Annotated in this window: 16 protein-coding genes and 2 pseudogenes; 6 read left to right on the top strand and 12 right to left on the bottom strand. The window is 37.2% G+C overall.

Features of this window, described 5'->3' with window-relative positions; translation table 11 throughout:
• Nucleotides 1-43: 43 nt before the first annotated feature.
• Both A5849_RS15110 and A5849_RS02780 read right to left on the bottom strand, forming a co-directional pair.
• Nucleotides 44-1,518, bottom strand: a pseudogene (locus A5849_RS15110) (alpha-glucosidase).
• Nucleotides 1,508-3,463 carry a sucrose-specific PTS transporter subunit IIBC gene (locus A5849_RS02780; protein ID WP_086309943.1) on the bottom strand — a complete coding sequence of 652 codons (1,956 nt, stop codon included), beginning with the start codon at nucleotides 3,461-3,463 and terminating at the stop codon, nucleotides 1,508-1,510. The pseudogene A5849_RS15110 and the gene A5849_RS02780 overlap by 11 nt, the downstream one beginning before the upstream one ends.
• Before the next feature lie 227 nt (nucleotides 3,464-3,690).
• On the opposite strand from A5849_RS02780, the gene A5849_RS02775 reads away from it, so the two are divergent.
• The 3 genes from A5849_RS02775 to A5849_RS02765 are packed head-to-tail and all read left to right on the top strand — an operon-like array spanning nucleotide 3,691 to nucleotide 7,068.
• The gene (locus A5849_RS02775) at nucleotides 3,691-5,169 is read left to right on the top strand and encodes a sucrose-6-phosphate hydrolase (RefSeq protein WP_002310606.1); all 1,479 of its coding nucleotides are present in this window, start codon (nucleotides 3,691-3,693) and stop codon (nucleotides 5,167-5,169) included.
• A 12-nt stretch (nucleotides 5,170-5,181) separates the two neighbouring features.
• Complete coding sequence (locus A5849_RS02770) at nucleotides 5,182-6,165, top strand: LacI family DNA-binding transcriptional regulator (RefSeq protein ID WP_002310605.1); 984 nt, start codon at nucleotides 5,182-5,184, stop codon at nucleotides 6,163-6,165.
• 21 nt (nucleotides 6,166-6,186) lie between these two features.
• Nucleotides 6,187-7,068, top strand: a complete 882-nt coding sequence (locus A5849_RS02765) for an ROK family protein (protein WP_002310603.1) — start codon at nucleotides 6,187-6,189, stop codon at nucleotides 7,066-7,068.
• Nucleotides 7,069-7,819: 751 nt separating this feature from the next.
• Here the strand turns inward: A5849_RS02765 and A5849_RS02760 are convergent.
• The 7 genes and pseudogenes from A5849_RS02760 to A5849_RS02730 form a co-directional block, all read right to left on the bottom strand.
• Nucleotides 7,820-8,383, bottom strand: a complete 564-nt coding sequence (locus A5849_RS02760; RefSeq protein WP_002294754.1) for a restriction endonuclease subunit S — start codon at nucleotides 8,381-8,383, stop codon at nucleotides 7,820-7,822.
• 14 nt (nucleotides 8,384-8,397) lie between these two features.
• Nucleotides 8,398-9,441 carry a hypothetical protein gene (locus A5849_RS02755; protein WP_002292292.1) on the bottom strand — a complete coding sequence of 348 codons (1,044 nt, stop codon included), beginning with the start codon at nucleotides 9,439-9,441 and terminating at the stop codon, nucleotides 8,398-8,400.
• A 147-nt stretch (nucleotides 9,442-9,588) separates the two neighbouring features.
• A complete protein-coding gene (locus A5849_RS02750) occupies nucleotides 9,589-9,993 on the bottom strand; it encodes an organic hydroperoxide resistance protein (protein ID WP_002292291.1) in 405 nt (134 codons plus the stop codon).
• A 167-nt stretch (nucleotides 9,994-10,160) separates the two neighbouring features.
• On the bottom strand, nucleotides 10,161-10,796 hold the full coding sequence (locus A5849_RS02745; RefSeq protein ID WP_002294761.1) for a DUF998 domain-containing protein: 636 nt from the start codon (nucleotides 10,794-10,796) through the stop codon (nucleotides 10,161-10,163).
• 265 nt (nucleotides 10,797-11,061) lie between these two features.
• Complete coding sequence (locus tag A5849_RS02740; protein WP_002291912.1) at nucleotides 11,062-12,114, bottom strand: PTS sugar transporter subunit IIC; 1,053 nt, start codon at nucleotides 12,112-12,114, stop codon at nucleotides 11,062-11,064.
• Between the two features lie 12 nt (nucleotides 12,115-12,126).
• Nucleotides 12,127-13,065, bottom strand: coding sequence for a 2-dehydropantoate 2-reductase (locus tag A5849_RS02735; RefSeq protein ID WP_002291914.1), 939 nt, complete (start codon nucleotides 13,063-13,065; stop codon nucleotides 12,127-12,129).
• Between the two features lie 450 nt (nucleotides 13,066-13,515).
• A pseudogene (locus A5849_RS02730) lies at nucleotides 13,516-13,938 on the bottom strand (hypothetical protein); the annotation flags it as partial.
• A 71-nt stretch (nucleotides 13,939-14,009) separates the two neighbouring features.
• Here A5849_RS02730 and A5849_RS02725 point away from each other — a divergent pair.
• Both A5849_RS02725 and A5849_RS02720 read left to right on the top strand, forming a co-directional pair.
• A protein-coding gene (locus A5849_RS02725; protein WP_143353344.1) for an IS3 family transposase occupies nucleotides 14,010-15,172 on the top strand; the annotation gives its coding sequence in 2 pieces (ribosomal slippage) (nucleotides 14,010-14,286 and nucleotides 14,286-15,172; 1,164 coding nt in all).
• 223 nt (nucleotides 15,173-15,395) lie between these two features.
• Nucleotides 15,396-16,832, top strand: coding sequence for a helix-turn-helix domain-containing protein (locus A5849_RS02720; protein ID WP_002335151.1), 1,437 nt, complete (start codon nucleotides 15,396-15,398; stop codon nucleotides 16,830-16,832).
• A 164-nt stretch (nucleotides 16,833-16,996) separates the two neighbouring features.
• On the opposite strand, the gene A5849_RS02715 is transcribed toward A5849_RS02720, so the two are convergent.
• Nucleotides 16,997-18,397 (bottom strand): glutamate decarboxylase, encoded by a 1,401-nt coding sequence (locus A5849_RS02715; protein WP_002309699.1) that lies wholly within the window; start codon nucleotides 18,395-18,397, stop codon nucleotides 16,997-16,999.
• Between the two features lie 12 nt (nucleotides 18,398-18,409).
• The gene (gene gadC / locus A5849_RS02710) at nucleotides 18,410-19,921 is read right to left on the bottom strand and encodes a glutamate:gamma-aminobutyrate antiporter (protein ID WP_002309701.1); all 1,512 of its coding nucleotides are present in this window, start codon (nucleotides 19,919-19,921) and stop codon (nucleotides 18,410-18,412) included.
• Between the two features lie 432 nt (nucleotides 19,922-20,353).
• Between gadC and A5849_RS02700 the strand changes: the two genes are divergently transcribed.
• The gene (locus A5849_RS02700) at nucleotides 20,354-21,568 is read left to right on the top strand and encodes an IS256 family transposase (RefSeq protein WP_256924053.1); all 1,215 of its coding nucleotides are present in this window, start codon (nucleotides 20,354-20,356) and stop codon (nucleotides 21,566-21,568) included.
• 436 nt (nucleotides 21,569-22,004) lie between these two features.
• Here the strand turns inward: A5849_RS02700 and A5849_RS14670 are convergent.
• A partial coding sequence (locus tag A5849_RS14670; RefSeq protein ID WP_143353362.1) for an IS30 family transposase occupies nucleotides 22,005-22,255 on the bottom strand: 251 nt, incomplete at its 5' end.

Raw genomic sequence — 22,255 nt, 5'->3', positions numbered from 1 at the left:
ACTATCTACCTCATAACAAAGATTCATCTATAGAAAAAAACACTTAATAGATCGGCGCGCTAAAAGCTTCATATGGGAGTAAATTGTTAGTAATTTTCTTTTTGTAATTTTGAATCAAGACTTGTTTGACACGATACTTACCGATTGGAAAAGTAGTCTTTTGATTAGAAAAATTAACTACAACTAGTATTTTTTGTTTTTTAAAACTGCGTAGATATGCTAAAACATTCGGTTTCTCTGTCTTAATGACTTGATATTTTCCATAGACAATCACAAGTAATTCTTTGCGCAATTCGATCAGTTTTTGATACGTATAAAACAAGGAATTTTGAGCAGCTAATGCTGCTTCTACATTGATCTCTTCTGTATTCCCCACTGGCAACCAAGGAGTTCCTTCTGTAAATCCACCATTTTTGTTATTGTTCCATTGCATCGGATGGCGAGCATTATCTCGCCCCTTCGAGTTGATTGATTGGATCAACTCTTCCTTCGAATAGCCTTTTTTTTATACGTTCTGCATACATTCTTTGACTTTCAATATCATCTACCTCATCAATACTCTTTACTGGATAATTGATCATGCCGATCTCTTCTCCTTGATAGATATAAGGTGTACCTTGCATAAAACGGAGGTATATCGCTAGCATTTTTCCACTGATTGTTCGATATTCTTGATCGTCCCCCAGCGAGAAATGATTCGTGGAAGATCATGATTATTCCAAAATAAAGAATTCCAATCACAACCATCTAATTCAATCTGCCATTTAGAAAAAGTCCGATGTAATTCCTGTGGATCTAAATCCTTTAGATCCCATTTTCGTTTGCCATTCTGTTTGTCTAGATTAATATGCTCGAATTGAAAGACCATTGATAATTCTTTGCGTTCTTCTTTTGAATACAGCTGCGCAATCTTGGGCGTTGCCCCCCAAGTCTCTCCCACTGTCACTACATCATAATGACCAAATGTTTTTTGGTACATTTCTTGCAATAAATCATGTAAAAGAGGACCATTTTTAGTAATAGATTGTTCCGGCTGCTTTTTCGAATGCAAGTGCAGATAATATTGATTCACTTCGGGCACATAGGTCCATGCTGAACCGCCGAAGTTCGACTCTAATCCATTCGGTTCTTTACGCCAAACATAATAGTCGTGATAGGGACTGGTAACACTTTTTTTGCCGATTGAAACCATGGATGTCTGTCTGACGTATGATTGATAACAAGATCCATGATGACTCTTATTCCCCTTTGTCGTGCTTCTTTTATCAGTAAATCCATATCTGCCATCGTTCCATATTCTGCGCCTATTTTTCTGTAGTCACTGATATCATAGCCATTATCATCATTAGGTGATTCATAAACCGGGCTTAACCATATCGCATTGATTCCCAGTTTTTATAGATAATCTAACCTTGAAAGAATACCAGGAATATCTCCAATGCCATCTCCATTTGTATCTTGAAAACTTCGAGGATAGATTTGATAGATTACTGCATTTTTCCACCATTTATTTTTCATCTGTTTCACTCACTATCAGAATATCTTCACCACTTTTGACCGTGTTTTTTTCAAGAATTTTTACATTAGCATATGCAGAGGAATTAGTGACAATTTCCATAATTGTATCGTCGTACCCTTCTTCTTTAAGCAATTTACGATCAAATGTACCGAGAATATCCCCTTTTTTCACTAATTCACCATATTGTCGCTGTGTCGTGAATCCGGCCCCTTTTAGATTCACTGTATCAATACCGATATGGATCAGTACTTCCGCTCCTTTCTCTGTTTTCAAGCCATATGCATGTTTAGATTCGTGGACAACTGTCAATATACCATCTGCTGGCGCATGGACTACCCCGTCATCTGGTTTGACTGCTATACCTCTTCCCATCATTTCAGTGGAAAAAACTGGATCTTTTACCTTCGTTAAAGGGAGAATCTTCCCGCTGACTGATGCAGCTAAAACTTCATCTTGCGGTTTCCTAGTCGCTTTAGGAGCTGAACTGATTGACTCAGCTGCTTCTGTTCCTTTTGATTCACCATCTGCTAGAAGTTCCATATGTTTTTTTCCATAGAAGTAAGTGCTTAAAAAACCGATCATTATACTGATAACAATTCCGATCATGAATGAAGGAATCGAACGAGGTGCAATGGAAATAAAGCCAATGATGCTTGCCGGTCCCATCGCAACTGCTAATACGTGGAACAAGCCGATAAAGAATGAAGCAATTCCTGCAGCAATCATTCCACAAATAAACGGAAATTTCAGTTTCAAATTCACACCGAATATCGCTGGCTCAGTAATCCCCAACATAGCGGAAACACCTGCAGTGGTAGCTAGACTCTTTTGCTTTTTATTTTTTGTCAGCAGCATAATCGCCAAAGCAGCCGCTCCTTGCGCTACATTTGCCATTGAGGCAACTGGAAAGATAAAAGAGCCACCCGTTCTGGCAACATCTGCTAGTAAAGTAGTCTCGATTGCTGGAAAGCTTTGATGTAATCCGGTAATGACTATCGGCGAATAGAAGAGACCAAAGACACCTAAGCCGAAAGCTCCAGTAGTACTGTATAACCAGCTTAATCCATCAGCTAAGCCGTCTCCGACAGTACGCATCACCGGCCCTACTACTGTAAAAGTTAAAAAACCAGTAATAATAATAGCTAGCATTGGAGTAAATGTGTAGTCGAAAGCATTAGCCAACCGTTTATGGAAGAATTTTTCTAAAGTAGCTAAAATCCAAGAAACTGCAAGGACTGGAAGAACAGATCCTTGATAACCGGCTTGTGCCACATTCATTCCAAAAATATTCCAATAAGGCATCGATCCTTCTGCAATAGCATTCGTCACACTGTATCCATTCACTAAATCCGGCATGACCATCGCCATCCCCATTGCTGCTCCAAGATACGGATTGCCTCCAAAACGTCGAGTTGCTGAAAAACCTACCGAAATCGGCAAAAAAGCAAACGGCGCTGAAGCAAGTAAATTAATGATGCCAGCAAAATCTTTCACTGATGGATACAACTCAACCACTGACTGAGGACCAAACAAATCCTGTGCCGTCAAAACATTATTCAGAGCCATCAACAGTCCACCCGCAACCAATGCAGGGACAATCGGAACGAAGATATCTGACAACACCTTGATAAAGGACATGACAGGATTATTCTTCTTATTCGATGCTACCGCTTTCAAAACGTCAGTTGAAGCTTCCTTTACGCCGGTGATCTTAACGAATTCATCATATACGTTATTCACATCACCTGCTCCGATAATGATCTGAAATTGATCATTTGCTTCAAAAGTTCCTTTCACACTTTCATTATCATCCAGAGCCTTCTGGTCTACTTTGTCTGAATCTTTTAAGACAAGCCGTAAACGTGTTGCACAATGAGCAGCTGCTTGTACATTGTCTTCTCCAAGCGCTTTGCTGATTTCTTCAGCTACTTTTTTGTAATCCATTTCATTTCCTCCTAATCCAAAATTATTGAAGCAGTAACTATAAATTTTTCTTAAGCACAATATGCCATGATTTAAAACAATTGTCACTCGATTATCAAATCTTAAATAAAATAATTTTTTATATATAAAAAATAGCATTTATAAGCTACTTTATTTTGATATTCGTTTGACATTTCATCAGGAAAAATATATTATAACGTCAAGAATACGTTTACAAGGAGTTTGTCATGAAACTTAAAGAAAATTGGTCACGAACGGATCGTTATCGTCCATATAAAGAATGGTCTGAAGAACATTTGCATTCCTTAGAGAAAAAAATCAATTCTTCCCATTGGCGCTTAGGCTACCATATACAACCAGTTACTGGTTTATTGAACGATCCGAATGGTTTTTCCTATTTCGACGGGAAATGGCAGCTATTTTATCAAGCATATCCGATGGGGTCTGTTCATGGTCTGAAATCTTGGTACCATCTCTCCTCAGTTAATCTGATAGATTGGAAAAACGATGGCCTCAAACTGATTCCGGATAATTCATTTGACAGTCACGGTGTGTACTCAGGTTCAGCTTTGCCGATTGATAATCAACTGTTCCTTGCATATACCGGAAATGTGCGTGATTCGAATTGGGGACGTCATTCCTTCCAGTTAGGGGCATGGATGGACAAAAATGGTAATATCACTAAGATACCGACTCCTTTGATCAGCTCCCCACCTCCGGGATATACACAAGAAATCCGTGATCCTCAGCTGATTGCTTATGATGACGGTTACTTGCTCATTGTCGGAGCACAAACTGAACAAAAACAAGGAAGTATCCTAACTTATTACAGTAAAGATCTTCAAAATTGGCAGTTTTTAGGAACTTTGGGTTTTACAGAGGAAGAAATGGGTTTTATGATCGAGTGTCCAAATCTATTATTTGTGAACGGCAAAGCACTACTGGTCTTCTGCCCACAAGGTTTATCTCACGAGATCCACTCATACAGTAATATTTACCCGAATACTTACGTGATCGGTCAAACATTTGATTTTGAAAAAAATGAGCTTTCCGACCCTACTCACATAAAAAATATAGATGAAGGATTTGACATTTACGCGACGCATTGTTTCAGTGATGGAAATGGACGAACCTTGGCAATCAGTTGGATTGGGTTGCCTGAAATCAGCTATCCAACTGACGAAGAAGGATGGGCACACTGCTTGAGCATCGTAAAAGAACTTACTATTGAAAAAGAGCAGCTCTATCAACGACCGGTGAAAGAAACAGCGCAGTTGCGAAAAGGAAAACCTTATCACTTTAGCGGTTTGGAAACCACTATTGACGCGGAAATAAATCAATATGAACTCCAGTTAGAATTCGATTACTCACAGAAAGGTACTATTTTATTGTTTGCAGATGAACAACAAAAACACGGTTTAACACTATCCTTTGATACGATACATGGTAAAATGAGTATGGATCGCAGCCATGCCGGCAAATCTTTCGCTGAAAATTTTGGAACTGTACGTGAATTCTCAATTGAAAAGAAACCGCTGAAATTACAAATATTTGTTGATTGTTCCGTTGTAGAGGTGTTTGTAAATGATGGACAGCAAACAGCGACTGCCCGTGTCTTTCCGACAGATGATCAAACGGGCTTGTATATAAAAAGTGACAGGGAATTTAAAGGGAAATTATGGCATCTGCGGAATATGAACAAATAAAGGATGAAGAAAATGGCTGTTAAATTGACAGATGTGGCAAAAAAAGCAGGAGTCTCTCCTACTACTGTCTCGAGAGTGATAAATAATTATGGTTCTTTAAGTCAAAAAACAATCGATAAAGTGAATCAAGCAATGAAAGAACTCAATTATCAGCCGAATTCGTTAGCCCGTTCACTTCAAGGAAAAAACACTCAATTGATCGGCTTGATTTTCCCAACAGTTGCTAATCCGTTTTTTGGCGAATTAGTCGAACAGTTGGAAAGTAAATTATTTGATTTAGGCTATCGTTCGATCTTATGTGACAGTGCTAATAATAAAGAAAAAGAACGAAATTATCTCAACATGTTAGCAGCAAATAAAGTGGACGGCATCATCGCCGGCGCTCATAATCTCGGGATACAGGAGTACGAAAATATTGAGTTGCCAATCGTCTCTTTTGACCGCTATCTGGCAGACGGAACACCAATCGTCAGCAGTGATAATTTCCGAGGCGGTTATCTCGCGACAGAAAATCTCTATCTAAAAGGAGCTCGTAAAATCGCTATTTTGACGGGCTCGCAAGAATCCAACTCCCCCACAAATGACCGAATGAACGGCTATTTGAAATTTATGGATGAGCAGCAGCTAGAACCACAGATTTTTCAATTCCATTCAACTGCTCGTTCCACTGCTTTAAAAAATTTAGAAATTAAACGGATTTTGCAAAATGAAGAGATTGACAGTATTTTTTGCACAGATGATCTTACAGCTGTATTGGCATACAATCTGTGTCAAGAGCTCGATATCCGCATCCCTGAGCAATTGAAAATCATTGGATATGACGGAACAAAATTTATCCAGAATTATTTTCCGCATCTGTCTACTATCGCTCAACCAATAACGGATATTGCCGACATCCTTGTAGACTTGCTACTGCAAAGAATCCAAGATGCTGAAAAACCACTGGAATCACATTACGTTTTACCAGTAAAGCTGATTCAAGGTAAAACGACTTAACTGCAAAGGAGCAAATGTTTTATGTTATATGGAGCAATTGAAGCTGGCGGAACAAAATTTGTCTGCGCAGTAGGTACGAAAGATTTAGAAGTAATTGAAAGAATACAAATCCCTACAACCACGCCGATAGAAACGATGAATAACGTTATTGATTTCTTCAAAAAACACCAAGAACAACTGGCAGCGATTGGAATAGGTTCTTTTGGACCGATTGATATTCATCCCAATTCAGCAACATACGGATATATCACCTCTACGCCAAAAAAAGCTTGGCAGAATTTTGATTTTATCGGTTATTTAAATAAAAATTTAAAAGAACTACCGATTGTCTTTACCACCGATGTCAATGCAGCTGCTTACGGAGAATATGTCGCGGGGAATGGAAAAGGGCGTTCCACTATTGTTTACTACACGATTGGAACAGGTATTGGTGGCGGTGCCTTGCAAAATGGCACTTTTGTAGAAGGTTTCAGCCACCCTGAAATGGGACATATGCTTGTGCGCCGACACCCTGTGGATACCTTTAAAGGTGTTTGTCCTTATCATAGCGATTGCCTGGAAGGAATGGCTTCTGGACCTGCAATCGAACAAAGAACAGGCATGAAAGGTCAAGAGTTGTCTGCCGCTGATCCTTCTTGGGAATTAGAAGCTTATTACATCGCTCAATGTGTCTATAACACAACTCTTCTATTTTCACCTGATGTCATCATCTTTGGCGGAGGTGTAATGAAACAAGCACATCTGAGAGAACGAGTCCAAGAAGCTTTGGTTGGTTTGATGAATCACTATGTAGACTACCCAGCATTCGAAAACTATGTATTACCTCCAAAATTAGGAGATGATGCTGGAATCATTGGGTGTTTAGCTTTAGCATTAGAAAAATCAGAAAAAGATATCTTCTAATAAAATAAGCACGTTGTCACAACAATCTCATCAATAAAAAGACGAAGAATCCACTTGACGCGATTTCTTCGTCTTTTTATTTACTATTAACTTATGTTCTCCAATCGGCCTTTCAACCCGGTATCCTCGCCTATTTTTCTTGCCCTTAACTCTCTGTTTCCTGTACTTAACAGAGTAGAGGTGTCGTGGAATTCTTTTGTTAACTTCAAATTATGATCTTCTACAAGTTCCTACAATCTAATCTTGGTTGTTTTTTTATTCAACTTGCAACGCTAGCAAGTTCCAGTTGTTTATCTTTTCCAATTAATTTTTGTGATATTTAAACTTCGCCCTGACAGCTTTTCAAAATATAGAAAAGAACACATCCTTATGTCTATTATGCAACAGCTCAATTTATTTAATGTATGTTAATGATTTTGTGGAATGTCTCCTTGGACATGCTATTTCTACTATTTAATGATCAATCACTTGACCTACTAGTAAGTAGAGAGCATGCCCGAACACATTACAAAAATATCATCACTTATGATACGGAGCTGCGTATCATGAGTGAATGATATTAGGAAAACTTCATAAAATAAATCTTTTATACATTTCCACTTCTAGATGGTCATTCATGTTAGAAGAATCAAACTATTTTTTTACTGTCGTAATAATATTAAAACACTAGAACAAATCAATTAAATTCCATAAAATATAAATAATAGACCTAGCATCATCTGGTATAAAATGGATGCTAGGTCCGTTATATTTACTCAAAATTGATTCTACGAATAGATCTTCTTATCATTTCTATTTTAGTAGTCATGCGTTGTTGTTCTTCTAAAGGTGGTAATGGTATAAGTAGTTTAGATAAATTTGTACCATTTACATTTGGTTGCCCAGTTCCGTAAGAAATTTTTTCTAATAACTTCCAATATAATGGCGAGTCTAAGAAGCAGTCTACGTATTCTGATAATAATTTCTCAACTAACCTAATTCGAATCAAGTAAGAAGCAAAAACAGATTCCTCACTTATTTCCTTAACCAAGAAACTTTTTCCCATAGTTCCTCCTGTCCTTGCTATCAAAATGTCATTTTCTTCCAATCTTAAATCAACTAGTTTAGAATTACTAATATCACAGTAAGGCACACTGGACCAATTTACACGTCCCTCTTGTATATCTGTGATTCTCAAAAACTTAACATTGCCTTGTTTTTTCGCCGAATCTGTATAGCCATATTGAATCTTAGTAGAAATACTTCCTAAATAAACCCATAGTCGAACATCGCTAGATGATTTTTCTTGTCGTTCTTTATGAACAACAGTGATCATCTTGAGTTGTCCGACTATTTTTTAGTTGCAGCAATCTTTTTGGGACGCTTATTTGCATGAAGCAACGTTGCTAAGTCTAGTAATAAAACATTGGCTAACACAGGATTGGCTTTCTCGCGATACGCTGCGGCGCCACTTTCAAACAATACTGCTAGACGATCTTCTACAACAACGATTTGTTCCAAATACGGTGGAAATTTGATTCGTTTTAGGATCCGGCTAGGAGAGTCCCGCTCGGACACTAAGAGTTCCGAGGTATAAGGACCATAAGAACGACTGGCTAAGAGATAATGGCCATAAAAAGCCACACCTTGAATCTTATCAGATGTTTTTCTGCTCATTGTCACGGTTGGTTGGATTTTGTCTTTGCGGCGAATTGCTGTTTTCATTTCAGCTATCGTCGGCAATAGATAGAAAGTCAACTGTCCTTCACCTTTTAGTGTGAAGTTGCCAGATACCAGTTGATCATTGTTTTGAGTCAAATACGATGCTTGTGGAATCTCTGAGAGATCAGTTGTCAGCCAATAAGCGATTGGCTGTCCCGTCTCTTCAGATGTATCTGCTAAGATATCGATCAAACGTAAAGCGGCTACTCGTCCAGTAGCAGATCCTGTGATTGTCAACCATAAAAGTTCCCGTTTTGTATCATATACTAAGCCCCCTACATGTGGCCGTTTAGGTAAAATCAGCAGTTTGATCGGCTGTCCTGTTTCTCTATCCAGTACATGAATAATAGAATGATGCTGATGGTCATAGCAGTAGGCAGAAATAAACACAAAATCTTGAGAAAAAGCCAACCCTTGCGGCGTCATCCATTGACAAACCTCATTTTCGCCGGTTTCCGGCACCACCATTCTTGTTTCTGTTAATCCAGGAATGTTATATTGTTTTGCTTCAGCCTTTTCCCAAGCTGCTTGAACAATAGGATACCGTTTTAACTTTTTTTCAATATCCTGATGTATCCGTTGCTGCTTCCAATGCTTAAACTTTAGGACATAGTAAACAAGGAGGCCAATGACCAGCAACACTAAAATCATTATTGCTACCCGCTGTGTCATTTTTTTGCCTCCTTGTTCTATTCGATCAATCGTACATATACCGCTATTAATTACCGTAACTACATGTTTCTTTTACTAGCGTTTCTTTTACTAGCGTTTCTTTATAGGATCTTTCATAATCTCATTTATAGTAACATTAAGAATCCCTTATTCTACTATAGTCACTTCCACATCAATATTGCCTCTTGTTGCTTTAGAGTATGGGCAAAATGCGTGGGCTTCTTCTGCGATTTTCTCTGCTTGGTCCTTCTCAAGTCCTGGCAAAGAAACTTCTAAAACAACCCCGATTTGGTAGCCCCCATCTTCTAATTGAAATAAAGATACCCGTGCTTTGACTTCAGAATCAGACTCAAGATTATTTTCTTCCAGCATGTGTTGAACCGCGCCGTTGAAGCAAGATGCGTATCCAGCCGCAAAAAGTTGTTCCGGATTTGTCCCTTCACTATGGATTCCTGGGCGGTCGATCTTCATGTGCATACTTCCGTTTGGTGCCTCAACCTCGCCATCACGGCCTCCACGATTGATCATTGCTGTTTCGTACATTTTTTTCATTGAGATCATCCTTTCTTTCGTCGTTCTATATTAAGTGTAACGAGTATTTTTTAATCTGACAAAGGTAATGCTTGCATTCGGCGACATCAGTTAGACAACATCGATGATCAGTGATAGAAGCAGTTTATCTATACAAAAAAAGAAGGGTTCTATGATATTTGGTGTTGTTACTCAAGGCGAGTAAGGACACCAAATATCATAGAACCCAAATAGTTAAAGAAAAAACTTAATCGTTGAAAGAAGCCCAATTGCTTAAAGAAGGCAAACTGACTAATCGACGGAATCCGTGCTAATCCGTAAAGACCTGCAATTAGTAAACTAATAACTGTTAAAACAAGATAAAAATGGCTAAGCGTACCTTGACCACTTTGACGATAAAGCAGAACAAGTAACAATGGGAAAAGTAGAAAGCCTGCATAGCCTAGCCCAGAACCTATATTATGGATCCAAGTCGATAGATTCCAAGAACTTTCATTCGTATTGATACTGAATAACCCAGTAAAAATACAATCACCTATCCCATATAAACCAACTGTTGCAACAGCAAGTATTGCAAGTGTTTTTGATGTTCCAACAAATAGGTGATACAACGCAGGCAACGAAAGAACAAAAAAAAGTCCAGATACAACTGACCAGACCAAGAAAGCACGTCTGACTGGACTATCTACGTCACCAAACACACTAATTACGGTAGTCATTTGATTCAGTTTGGGATAAAAAAGGCCAAGGATATACGGTGTCGATAAATCACTAATCACACCTAATAATAAAAAATAAAAACCATATTTTTGCAAAAAAATCATTTTCTTCCCCTACTTTTTAGTGATTATTCGATACATCCAACAATCAAATTTTTTCACATTTTAACACATATTTTTATTCTAGTTGCCTTTTGAACAATCAATAACATAAAGGTGAGTTTCTTCTACATTTTAAAAAATCGAATGGCACTGAAGAGTTCAGTTGTCAGCATCAATCTCCTACTCAAAAAGGCAAAAAAACGTAAGTCAGATGTTGTTGACATCTCACTTACGCATCCATTGATTGAAAATTTCTTAGTAAAATCTACTAGCCTAAAAATTTGAAGACTTCTTCTCGATCATACAGTTTAAATACTTTCTCGCATAAAAATTGAGTAATTAATGCCGCAAAAACAGGGATGACTAACCAACAAAGAACAACAAGAAAGCCATTTAGCCCTGCATCTAAAGAAGCCAACGGACCAACAAGTCCGACCACGCCGAAACCAGCAGAAGCAGGCGTACCTGAAATAGAAAATAGAGCGACAGGAATAGCTGTAATCACTGCACTAACTAAACAAGGAATAAGAATCACAGGTTTTCTAAATAGATTAGGCATCATCATCTTCATAGCGCCTAAAGCAATCGCAATTGTCACACCTGACTTATTAACCTTCCAAGAGTTCACTACTAAAACAAAAGTGGTTGCAGCTACGCCCATCGCAGCCGCACCAGCAGAAACACCATCTAGTTGGATTGCCATTCCGATTGCTACTGTTGAAATAGGAGAGATAATCAAAAAGGCAAAGGAACAACCAATCAAGATAGACATTAACAGCGGTTGTAAGGTAGTGAAGTTATTAATCAATGATCCAATTGCAGAAGTAATTGCTGTTACAAAAGGGAATAAATAAAAACCAAGTAAACCTGCACCTACACCTACAACAATCGGTGTTAACACAATCGACACTGACCCAAAACTATTTCCAATCAGTAAAATCAGCCCGACAGCAATCGATGCTGTCAGCATCGTATTAATAATATCGCCTGTACCAGCACCAACGTAAACACCCGTTTCACCCAAATCAGGTGTGAATTTGACTACACCAGAACCAACAAAAGAAGCTCCGGCTACAACCATCATTCTCATCGGATCAAATCCAAATTGTAAGGCAATCAAACCACCAATGATCAAAGGTGTTGCTAGTTGAAAAATAACTGCTAACTGTGCGATCGTTACCGCAAAGGGATACGCACTAAAATATTTTAAAATGGCACCTAATACTGCATTAGGAATCAATCCAATAATGATTCCTGTTGCTGTACCAGCGAGGACTTTATTCAGAAAAATTTTCGGTGATATTTTTTGTGAAGTTTCCATTCAATCTCTCCTTTATTTTACGTTCAAACTATCTTCTTTTGCATGGACAAGCTCAGTCAAGAAATCACAATAAGGCGTCGCAACACCATATTTCTTCCCTTTTCTAGAAATTGCGCCATTGATATAATCGATTTCTGTTAATCGATGGTTCTTAATCAAGTCTTGATACATTGAAGGATAATGTAACCCAATTGTTTCCGGGTCAAAACAAGATTCACAATGTGCAATGACTTCTGGGACATCTAGTTCAATCTTCTCTACTGCTGCTACTTTGGCAAACTCATTGACAATCGTCGCCACCATTTTATGAGCAGTCGATGTTTTTCCTAGCTCAGCCATATTAACGTCTAAGATTGTGCATAGTCCGTTCATTGTTCCGTTCACACATGCTTTGCGATAAATAGAATAGTGAATATTGTCAGAAAAATGAGCATTTAATCCTGATTCAGACAATTTGTCTGCTAATTTTTTTGCAGCTGCTTCTTTTCCATCACCTAAATTTTGTAATTCTACTGAACCACTTCCAAATAATTTGACCTGACCAGGACCTTCAAGACCTGCCGTCCACATGGTATTTCCAATATAGATATTTTCCATTGGTACAAATTTCTCAATAATATCTTCATGCCCGATACCATTTAATAGACATAAGACCTCTGTATCTTTTTTGATTAATGATTGGATATCCTGCAGCATTTTTTCCAGCTGCATCGCTTTGGTAAATAGAATAATCAGATCAACTTGATCTTCTTTTTCTACTTCGGATTGAAGAACGATTGGTAGTTTTGCTTCTACCTCTTTACCATTAAAATTTGCTTGTAATCCATGTTCTTTGATTTGTTGGACATGTTCTGCCCAGCCATCGATTAATAATACTTCGTTCCCACTTTGGTGAAGCATCAACCCAAAGCGACTTCCCATTGCGCCAGCGCCTGCAATTGCTATTTTCATTGATTCTTCCTCCTTTTTCTTTCTATTATATTCATTTGAGAATCTTTTCACAACCTCGTTTTGTTATTCTTCTCTTATTTATCATGTTTATATCCACCATTCAAGTTATTTTATCAGCAAATCAATAAAAACTGGAATAGAATCCCAATTTTATCGTAAGAGAAACTAGACTAGCAATAAGAAAATAGAAACATTCATAAAAAAAACCTCACTCCTCTGATTATAAAAGAGGGGGCATTAACCTCGTGTATACTAAAACCTTCCATTCATTCGATGGATGATTTTCTTTTTGTGAAAAAATATTCATTGTAGTACGATGTTGCGCAACACAGACGGATGGTATTGCTTATTATTTATTAAAATCGAACAATACACTTATTTAAAAACTTCTTTCCCAGATTTTCTTCCATTTTTACAGTTATAACTAGTATTATCATGAAAAATAGCCTTTTATTGTCTATGGGAATAATAATTTAAAATTGGTACTTTTTTATTAATTAGTTCATCGCCCAATAATCTCTCCAGTTTCTTAGCATCTCCTGACTCAACCGGAATTATCCAAGCCCAGTCCAAATAATTTTTTAAAATCTCATCATATTTTGCAAATATTTCATTGCCATATTCCGTCCTTAAAATTATATTTTCAGTGCCAGACAAGTGATTTGTATTGAGTTGATAAAAAAGATCTCCATCTAAAAAAATATCATTAGAAGAAGATTTCCCCACAGTAATGACCATTCCATCAGCTCTATGTGTTACATACAAATAATTGTATGACCTCATTTCACCTAATGAATCAATTATTTCTTGCCCTTTAGCTCTAATATATTGATCTCTATTACCTATCTCACTCTTATTTAACAAAAGTTTGGATAGGCTACAATTAACTAGACAGAAAAATTAAGGTGTGTAGACTAGAAGAAAATATACCAGGAGGAATTTTTATGTCTAAGAGAACACGAAGAACTTTTTCACAAGAATTCAAGCAACAAATCGTCAATCTTTACTTAGCTGGAAAGCCACGTGTAGAAATCATTCGAGAATATGAACTAACGGCTTCAGCATTTGACAAATGGGTAAAGCAATCTAAAACGAGTGGTTCATTCAAAGAAAAAGATAATCTTACGCCTGAACAAAAAGAATTGTTAGAACTACGTAAAAGAAACCAGCAATTAGAAATGGAAAATGATATTTTAAAGCAAGCAGCGCTGATATTCGGACGAAGAAACAAGTAATCGATGCGAATAAGCATCTTTACCCTATATCAGCGATGTGCAGAATATTAGGTCTATCACGTCAGTCCTATTATTATCAATCAAAACCAAAGAAAGACGAATCAGAACTTGAAGAAGTAGTCACTGAAGAATTTATCCGCAGCCGAAAGGCCTACGGCTCAAGAAAAATAAAAAAAGCCTTATCAAAACGAGACATTCAGATCAGCCGACGAAAAATTAGTAGAATCATGAAAAATAGAGGATTAAAATCGAGCTATACTGTTGCTTATTTTAAAGTACATCATTCTACTTGCAATGAAGCCAAAACGACAAACGTATTGAATCGTAAATTCTTAAGAGACAACCCATTAGAAGCGATCGTAACAGACTTGACTTATGTACGAGTCGGGAAAAAATGGAATTATGTCTGTTTCATTTTGGATCTGTTCAATCGAGAAATTCTCGGCTATTCTTGTGGAGAACATAAAGATGCCGTTCTAGTAAAAAAAGCATTTAGCCGTATCAAACAACCTCTGACAGAGGTTGAGATTTTTCATACTGATCGTGGAAAAGAGTTTGATAACCAAGCTATTGATGAATTATTAACAACTTTTGACATCAATCGATCATTGAGTCATAAAGGCTGTCCTTTTGATAATGCCGTAGCTGAATCAACTTATAAGTCGTTGAAAGTAGAATTTGTCTATCAATACACATTTGAAACCTTAAAACAATTGGATTTGGAGTTATTTGACTATGTCAATTGGTGGAACCACCTTCGGTTGCACGGTACACTTGGCTACGAGACACCGGTTGGTTACCGTAACCAGAGATTGGCGCAGCGAATCCTTGATAATGAGCTCGGATGTGCTAACGCTAGCGAGGCAGTCTAACTTTAACTGTTAGCTCCTGCCGAAGATCGTCACATCCGAGGAGGCTCATTGTCAAGGACAATCGGAATAGCATACGGAAAGAAGTTATGCACCTTATAAAATTTGTCAAAAAACTGTTGCCATTCCATATTTTCTAATTTATATTTTTGATTCAATATATTACAGGACTATTCCGATTGGTAGAGTTATAATAGTTATGTATAAAATGACTAGGAGGAGTACTATGTTGGAAACCTATCTGGAGAAAAGTATTTTTCGTCAAGTTTACATTTGTGAGCAATTACACGAAAAAGGGACCATTAAGATTCGCGAAATAGCAGATCAATTGAACGTTTGCCCACTCACTGTCACTAACGACTTGGAATGCATTACCGACATACTCCATCAGCAAATTATTTCAGTGGAGAAAGCTAGAAGTAGCTTTACAGTCGCATTCGACTCTTCGTTTTCGAGGTTGGCACTCACTCAACTCATCTATCAGCGCTCTGACTTTTTCAATGTATTAGGACATTATTTATCAGGGGAACACAATTGGAGTAATATAGCTGATACTACCTTCATTTCGTTAAGCAAAGTTTACAACTTACGAAATGAGTTGATTGATTTTTTTAAACAAATGCAGTACTTAAATGCTGATGGCCATTTTGAAATTCCTGAAAAGGATTATCGAAGTTTGTTACTAACGATAATCTATGAGACAAATCGGACGGAGTTGATCCAGCTAAATAAATCAATTATTCAAAGCGGTCAACAATTGATTGATTATGTAGAAAAACATTTTTTTTCAAGAAGTTACCCTACAGTTGAAAAACAATTTATTTTATTAGGTATCGCTATCGGTTTGCAGAGATCTAAGACTAACCCAATATATTTTAGTCAGGAAGAAAAAAGAGTTACCCGACATACTCTCTTGTTTCAGCTAATACAGAAAGGATTAGAGCAACTTTCTTTCTCTTTATGTCATGACGAAGATGAATGCTTTTATATCTACTTTCTATTCAACTCTAGAAATTATCTATGCGATAACTTTGAATTGTTACAAAAAGACTTGAACGTTGTTTATCAAAACCATGTAGCAGATAACCCTTTGGTGATTGAGCTCCGTCAAAAACTTATCTTATCTCTGAATATATCTGAAGAAAATCAGATACTTTTTGATAAAGCACTTCTCCCGTTTATCCGCTCACTTTGGGCTGATATTCAGATATTTCAACCTGATAAGACTTACTTGTTAAATGAAGAGCAACGCGCTTTGTACTTAGAAGTTCATGAAATTCTTGAACAATGGCGAAAACAAAACAATTTATTTCTGCGTTGGAATGAGAATTCTATTCGTAAACTAACCATTAGTTTAAGTCTTTTAAATGAGCATAAACGGAAATCTCCAATTGAAGTATTCATAGTAGCTCCGTCAGACTTTAGGTATTTATACTATCGACAACAGTTAGAAGACATTTTGGGAGAACACTTTTCTATTAGTAATATCATTTGTAAACAACTTAGAGAAATAGTAGACGACACTTTCTTTTGTACTCAGCGGATTATACTTTGCGATAGTTCTTTATACCAAGAAGGCTTAGGTAGTGAGAAAACAATTATATATCCGATTACTTTTCAAACAATTCATACTGTTATCGATCAATTGAAAAAGCAAATTTGACTGAACTACTTACAATAAGAGTAATGATGAATAGAACAACAGCTAAGATTGAGAGTGTAACAAATGAATATCATATATTTATTCAAATAGATTTAAGGAGCTGTGTGGTAATCACAACTCCTTTTATTAGTTAATTAACTTCTTTTATATTTCTCTGAAGAATTTTAGTGAGTAAAGCCGTACGTTTTCACATCCTGTTTTTTATGATAAACAATATGAGCTTTATTCAACTCTTCAATTGCTTGGTTCATATCTTGTACATAATCACCAGCCATGTTCATTCCAAAGTCTGCTCGAACAACTAAGCGTTGAATAATTAATTGATCCAAGTCTTTAGGTAATGGGTAGGCTGGAACTTGCCATCCCTTCATTAACAGACGATCAGATAAATCATATAGTGTCCATTCGCGATTGGGATCTTCTTTCAGCTTATAGCACACAAGTGGCAATTCTGATCCATCATTAATGATTTCAAAAATACCAGTTTTTTCGATCTCTTTGGCTAAATAAACAGCAACATCATGAGTTCTTTGGTGAATATCACGATAACCATCAAAGCCATAGCGTACAAAGTTGTAGTATTGACCAATTAGTTGTGCTGCACTATGAGAGAAGTTGATAGCCATAGTTGGCATTTCTCCACCTAAGTAACTAACTTTAAATACTAATTCTTCTGGTAAGTATTGTTGGTCACGCCATAAGACCCAACCCACACCTGGATATACCAAACCATATTTGTGACCTGAAGAATTAATTGAGATAACATTTTTCAATTGAAAATCCCAAACTAGATCAGGTTCAGTAAATGGTGCATAAAAGCCACCCGATGCAGCGTCAACATGAATGTATACTTTATAGTCAGTTTGTTTATTGTGAGCTTCAACTAAATCATTCAGACCCTTGATATCATCATAACGACCAGTGTAAGTAATACCCATAATACCTACAATACCAATTGTGTACTCATCCACATAATCCATGACAGTATCTAGATTAATTGACATATGTTTTTCATCCATTGGGACTTCTCTCAGTTCCACATCCCAATATACACAGAATTTTTCCCAACAAACTTGGTAACCAGAAGAGATCACCAGGTTAGGTTTTTTTGCTTGAATATCAAGACCTAATTTTTCAGCACGTTTACGCCAAGCAAATTTCATGGCCATACCACCCAGCATGCAGGCTTCTGAAGAGCCGATCGTTGAAGTTCCCATGAATTTTTCATTATTTGGAGCATGCCATAAATCAGCAATCATATTTACACAGCGGTTTTCAATTTCCGTTGTTCGTGGGTATTCTGATTTATCAATTGCATTTTTTTCTAACGTTTGGGTCATCAATTTCACTGCTTCAGGTTCCATATACGTTTGACAAAAAGTAGCTAAGTTTAATCGCGCATTTCCTTCATCCAACATCTCGTCTTGTACTAATTGATAAGCAATTCGTGGTTCAATGGATTCTTTGTTCAACTTATATTTAGGCAAGACAACATCCTCACTTGCAGAGCCAAAAATTGGTTCCAAATAGCTTTTTTCTTCTTGATTATCTTTTCCGTATAACATAATGAATTCCTCCTAATGTTTTAAAATATGTTCATCATTTTTTGTAACGTGGTGCTCTCCTCTAGCAGCTGGATAAACAGCGGGATTAACGTCTTCAGCTTTCACGTGAGTAGGTTCCTCAATAGTTGTGTGAGCACTTTTATCATGTACTTCATAAATGATAAAAGGTAAAAGAACAGTCACTACAAAGCTAATAAGTAGTATGATTTGGTATGTTCGGTGCTCACTAGCTGCAATTGAAGCTGGTGGTACAAAAGAGATAAGCAATGCGAACACTGATAAAATAAAACCAATTCCACCGATAATCGTTTTGCCAACAGTTTTTCCTGGTACATTGTAAGTTCGTTTTAAGTCTTTTTTCTTAAAAACTAATACAAAGTAACCTAGGAAAAATAGTAAATATCCTACGAGATAAATAACAACAGTTAAGGAGATTGCTACTAAGAATGATAAATTGTTGCCTCCTCCACCAAAAGTTAAGACTGCTGCCCAAATAGTAACGATAATTCCTTGTATCATAATCAACGGAACTGGAACGCCTTGTTTATTAGTTTTCCGGAAGAAAACTGGTAACAGACCTCGCTGAGCAGCTGCAAACATCCCTCGTGATGGACCAACTACCCAAGAACTAACTTCACCCATAACGCCAAAGGCAATCATGAGAGCAATCACTTTTACCAACCAATGCAAATGACTGTTAAAATGTAAAATAAGCATTTCAAATGTTTGGATTACACCAGCACTGAGAGACAAGTCATGTTGTGGAATAACCGCTGCTACTGAGAAACCGCCGATTGCATCTAAGGCGATGGCCAAAATCACTAGTAAAAACATTGCCAATGGGTAGTTTCTTTGGGGATTTTCCAGCTCATTAATATGTGATGCTGAAGCTTCTACGCCCATATAAGCCAATATAAAAGATACAAATACTACTAAAGTTGAAAGCTGAGAAAAGTCAGGAATAAAAGCTTTCGCATTAATAGCCATTTGAATCGGATTACCGCCGATAAAGTAGGCTGCTGCTAAACCAAAGAGAATGATCGAAGGAATAACAATTCCAATGACAAATCCTGCTTTAGCAATTTTAGCGGTACGATTGGTCCCGCCCAACTGTGAAAAAGTCAGTACCCAGAAAATGACTAATACACCAATAAACTTGATAAATGGATCTGTATTAAGCTCTGGAAAATTAATTACATACGACAGCGCTCCTAGTATGAAGTAGATCATTGTAATAAAACCTACTGTAATTTGAAACCATTGGAAAAAAATAGCTGCAAAACCAAAACGTTCTCCTAAAGTTTGACTAACCCAACTGAAAATCCCACCATCTTTCCATCCTTCAACTGTTGCCATTTCTGCAGCACATAAAGCAACTGGTAGAAACCATAAAATACCTCCCAAAAGAAGAAAGAAAACCAAATGTAATTGTGATGTTGCAAAGGTCGGATACTCATAAACAGTCAAAACCATGGAAGCTGTCAGGGCAAAAAAACCGAATAGAGATAACTTTTTTTTATCCATATTATTACTTCCCTTTCCTATTTAATTTGTCATTCCTACCAAGGTTATGGAAAATCGCTTATTTGAGCTTGCATTATTTTGTCCACCTCTTTTCTACAAGACAAAGTATAGCAAGCAAAATTCTTCTCCACTTCCAGAATTTTTTATTTTCATTTTTAGAAAAGTGAAAAAACTGACAACAAAAGCTTGTTTCTTTCACTCTATTAATATCTTTAGTGAAAAAGCTCGTTTTATATCGTATTCTTCCAGCGAATGTACTTCTCATAAGTCCAAAAAAAGCTGCGAAAAAGAAAGTACCTCGGTACCTACTTTTTCGTAGCTGCACATAACTTGAGCAAGTATTAATCGAAGATACTTTTGTTGAGAGTGTAAAATATTTTGTGTAAATAGAAAAAAGGAAGTCCCTTCTGTAGAATAGAGTTACCACAACACATTCACAGAAAAGAGGACTTCCATATGAACGATTTTACTACAGAAATTCTAAAGACTCTAGCGAACAAAGGCGATTTGAATGAATTATTCCGTGTCCATTTGGAAAAAGCTGTCAATACGCTTCTCAAAACGGAGTTAACGGCTTTCCTAGATTACGAAAAGTATGATCGCATTGGTTTTAACACGGGTAATTCTCGTAACGGCTCCTATGACCCTACGGTCAAGACCGAGTACGGGGAACTTCATCTCCAGATTCCGCGCGACCGCAACGGCGAGTTCAAGCAACAGACTGTTCCTGCTTATAGACGGACGAATGATACCTTAGAGGAGACCGTCATTCACCTCTTCCGAAAAGGTATTACCATGTCGGAAATCGCAGACTTGATTGAGAAAATGTATGGGCATCACTACACGCCCCAAACCATGTCCAATATAACAAAATCATTTACAGAAGAGGTAACGGCGTTTAAAGGGCGGGAGCTTCATGACCGTTATGCTGCTATTTATATGGACGCAACGTATATTCCGTTAAAGCGGAAAACCGTCGCCAAGGAAGCTATTCATATCGCAGTTGGCATTCGTCCGGACGGATCAAAGGAAGTATTGAGCTATGCGATTGCACCGACTGAATCCATCACGATTTGGGAGGAAATTTTATTGGACCTTCAAGAGCGCGGTTTGAAAAATGTCCTCCTGTTCATCACGGATGGCTTAAAGGGGGTGGTAGGAGCGATTAGTCGGTTCTATCCCAAAGCTCGTTTTCAACATTGTTGTGTACACGTTTCCCGTAATATCAGTCACAAAGTGCGTGTCAATAATCGTAAGGAAGTCTGTGATGATTTTAAAATGGTGTATCAAGCCTCATCTAAAGAGGTGGCGTTGGAAGCACGTGGTGCTTTTGCGAAAAAATGGAAAACCAGCTATCCAAAAGTGGTTGAATCGATTCTTTCGAACGATCACTTGCTCACTTTCTATGATTTCCCCTTGGCCATACGCAAGAGTATTTATTCTACGAACTTGATTGAATCCTTTAATAAGCAAATCAAGAAATACAGCCACCGCAAGGAGCAGTTCCAAAACGAAGAGTCGATGGAACGTTTCTTAGTCTCGTCTTTTGATACTTACAACCAAAAATTCCTAGGTCGCAGTCATAAAGGCTTTCATCAGGCCGAAGGCGAACTTGAACAAATGCTAAGCCAACTGATTGAGAATTAGAAACAATCTGCAGTAGGGAAGAATCATTTACACAAAATTATTGACGCTCCCCTTTAATAAAGGATAGGTACTTATTTTGATGAACCATATTCCTGTCTCTTATACACATCTAGATGTGTATAAGAGACTAAAGGATAGGTACTTATTTTGATGAACCATATTCTGATTGATAATACTACTTGCAAGCACATCACATGGATATTATTCATAATAAAAATAGTATAAAATTAATACTTGTAATTTTTTCCTCTAAACTCAAGAATAAACAATCTGATCGCTGTATCATTTTCTTTTTACTTTGGCTTCCCTTTGCTTTTTTCTTCGCGCACTTAATTCTTAGATAATGCTTAATCAAATGATATCCAATTTTATTCCCCAAATTTCAAGTGCAAGTTAGCCACTTATTGAAATTCATTGGTTATTTAGTTTTTGTTGGTTATCTAGCGGCTAAGGATAGCTCCGATAGCTCGTTCAATAAACACTCACGCGGAGTGGCGTAACCCAATATTCTTCTCGGCAAATTGTTCATCCAATCCTGTACACGACGAATGGTAGTCAACGCTACATCTTCCATACGTGTTCCTTTCGGTATAAAACGGCGAATCATCCCATTATGATTTTCGTTGGTCCCTCGTTCCCATGAAGAATAGGGATGGGTGAAATAAACTTCCGTAATATCTTTAAGAA

The organism is Enterococcus sp. 10F3_DIV0382 (assembly GCF_002140245.1).
GTDB lineage: Bacteria > Bacillota > Bacilli > Lactobacillales > Enterococcaceae > Enterococcus_B > Enterococcus_B lactis.
This window is presented reverse-complemented; position numbering and strand designations above follow the sequence as displayed.

What these genes read in the sequence shown, in the direction of transcription:
- A5849_RS02760 (WP_002294754.1), bottom strand. Translation starts at nt 8,383, where the DNA reads ATGATCACTGTTGTTCATAAAGAACGACAAGAAAAATCATCTAGCGAT.
- A5849_RS02740 (WP_002291912.1), bottom strand. Translation starts at nt 12,114, where the DNA reads ATGGAAACTTCACAAAAAATATCACCGAAAATTTTTCTGAATAAAGTC.
- A5849_RS02770 (WP_002310605.1), top strand. Translation starts at nt 5,182, where the DNA reads ATGGCTGTTAAATTGACAGATGTGGCAAAAAAAGCAGGAGTCTCTCCT.
- A5849_RS02755 (WP_002292292.1), bottom strand. Translation starts at nt 9,441, where the DNA reads ATGACACAGCGGGTAGCAATAATGATTTTAGTGTTGCTGGTCATTGGC.
- A5849_RS02720 (WP_002335151.1), top strand. Translation starts at nt 15,396, where the DNA reads ATGTTGGAAACCTATCTGGAGAAAAGTATTTTTCGTCAAGTTTACATT.
- A5849_RS02780 (WP_086309943.1), bottom strand. Translation starts at nt 3,463, where the DNA reads ATGGATTACAAAAAAGTAGCTGAAGAAATCAGCAAAGCGCTTGGAGAA.
- A5849_RS02765 (WP_002310603.1), top strand. Translation starts at nt 6,187, where the DNA reads ATGTTATATGGAGCAATTGAAGCTGGCGGAACAAAATTTGTCTGCGCA.
- A5849_RS02715 (WP_002309699.1), bottom strand. Translation starts at nt 18,397, where the DNA reads ATGTTATACGGAAAAGATAATCAAGAAGAAAAAAGCTATTTGGAACCA.
- A5849_RS02745 (WP_002294761.1), bottom strand. Translation starts at nt 10,796, where the DNA reads ATGATTTTTTTGCAAAAATATGGTTTTTATTTTTTATTATTAGGTGTG.
- A5849_RS02750 (WP_002292291.1), bottom strand. Translation starts at nt 9,993, where the DNA reads ATGAAAAAAATGTACGAAACAGCAATGATCAATCGTGGAGGCCGTGAT.
- A5849_RS02775 (WP_002310606.1), top strand. Translation starts at nt 3,691, where the DNA reads ATGAAACTTAAAGAAAATTGGTCACGAACGGATCGTTATCGTCCATAT.
- gadC (WP_002309701.1), bottom strand. Translation starts at nt 19,921, where the DNA reads ATGGATAAAAAAAAGTTATCTCTATTCGGTTTTTTTGCCCTGACAGCT.
- A5849_RS02735 (WP_002291914.1), bottom strand. Translation starts at nt 13,065, where the DNA reads ATGAAAATAGCAATTGCAGGCGCTGGCGCAATGGGAAGTCGCTTTGGG.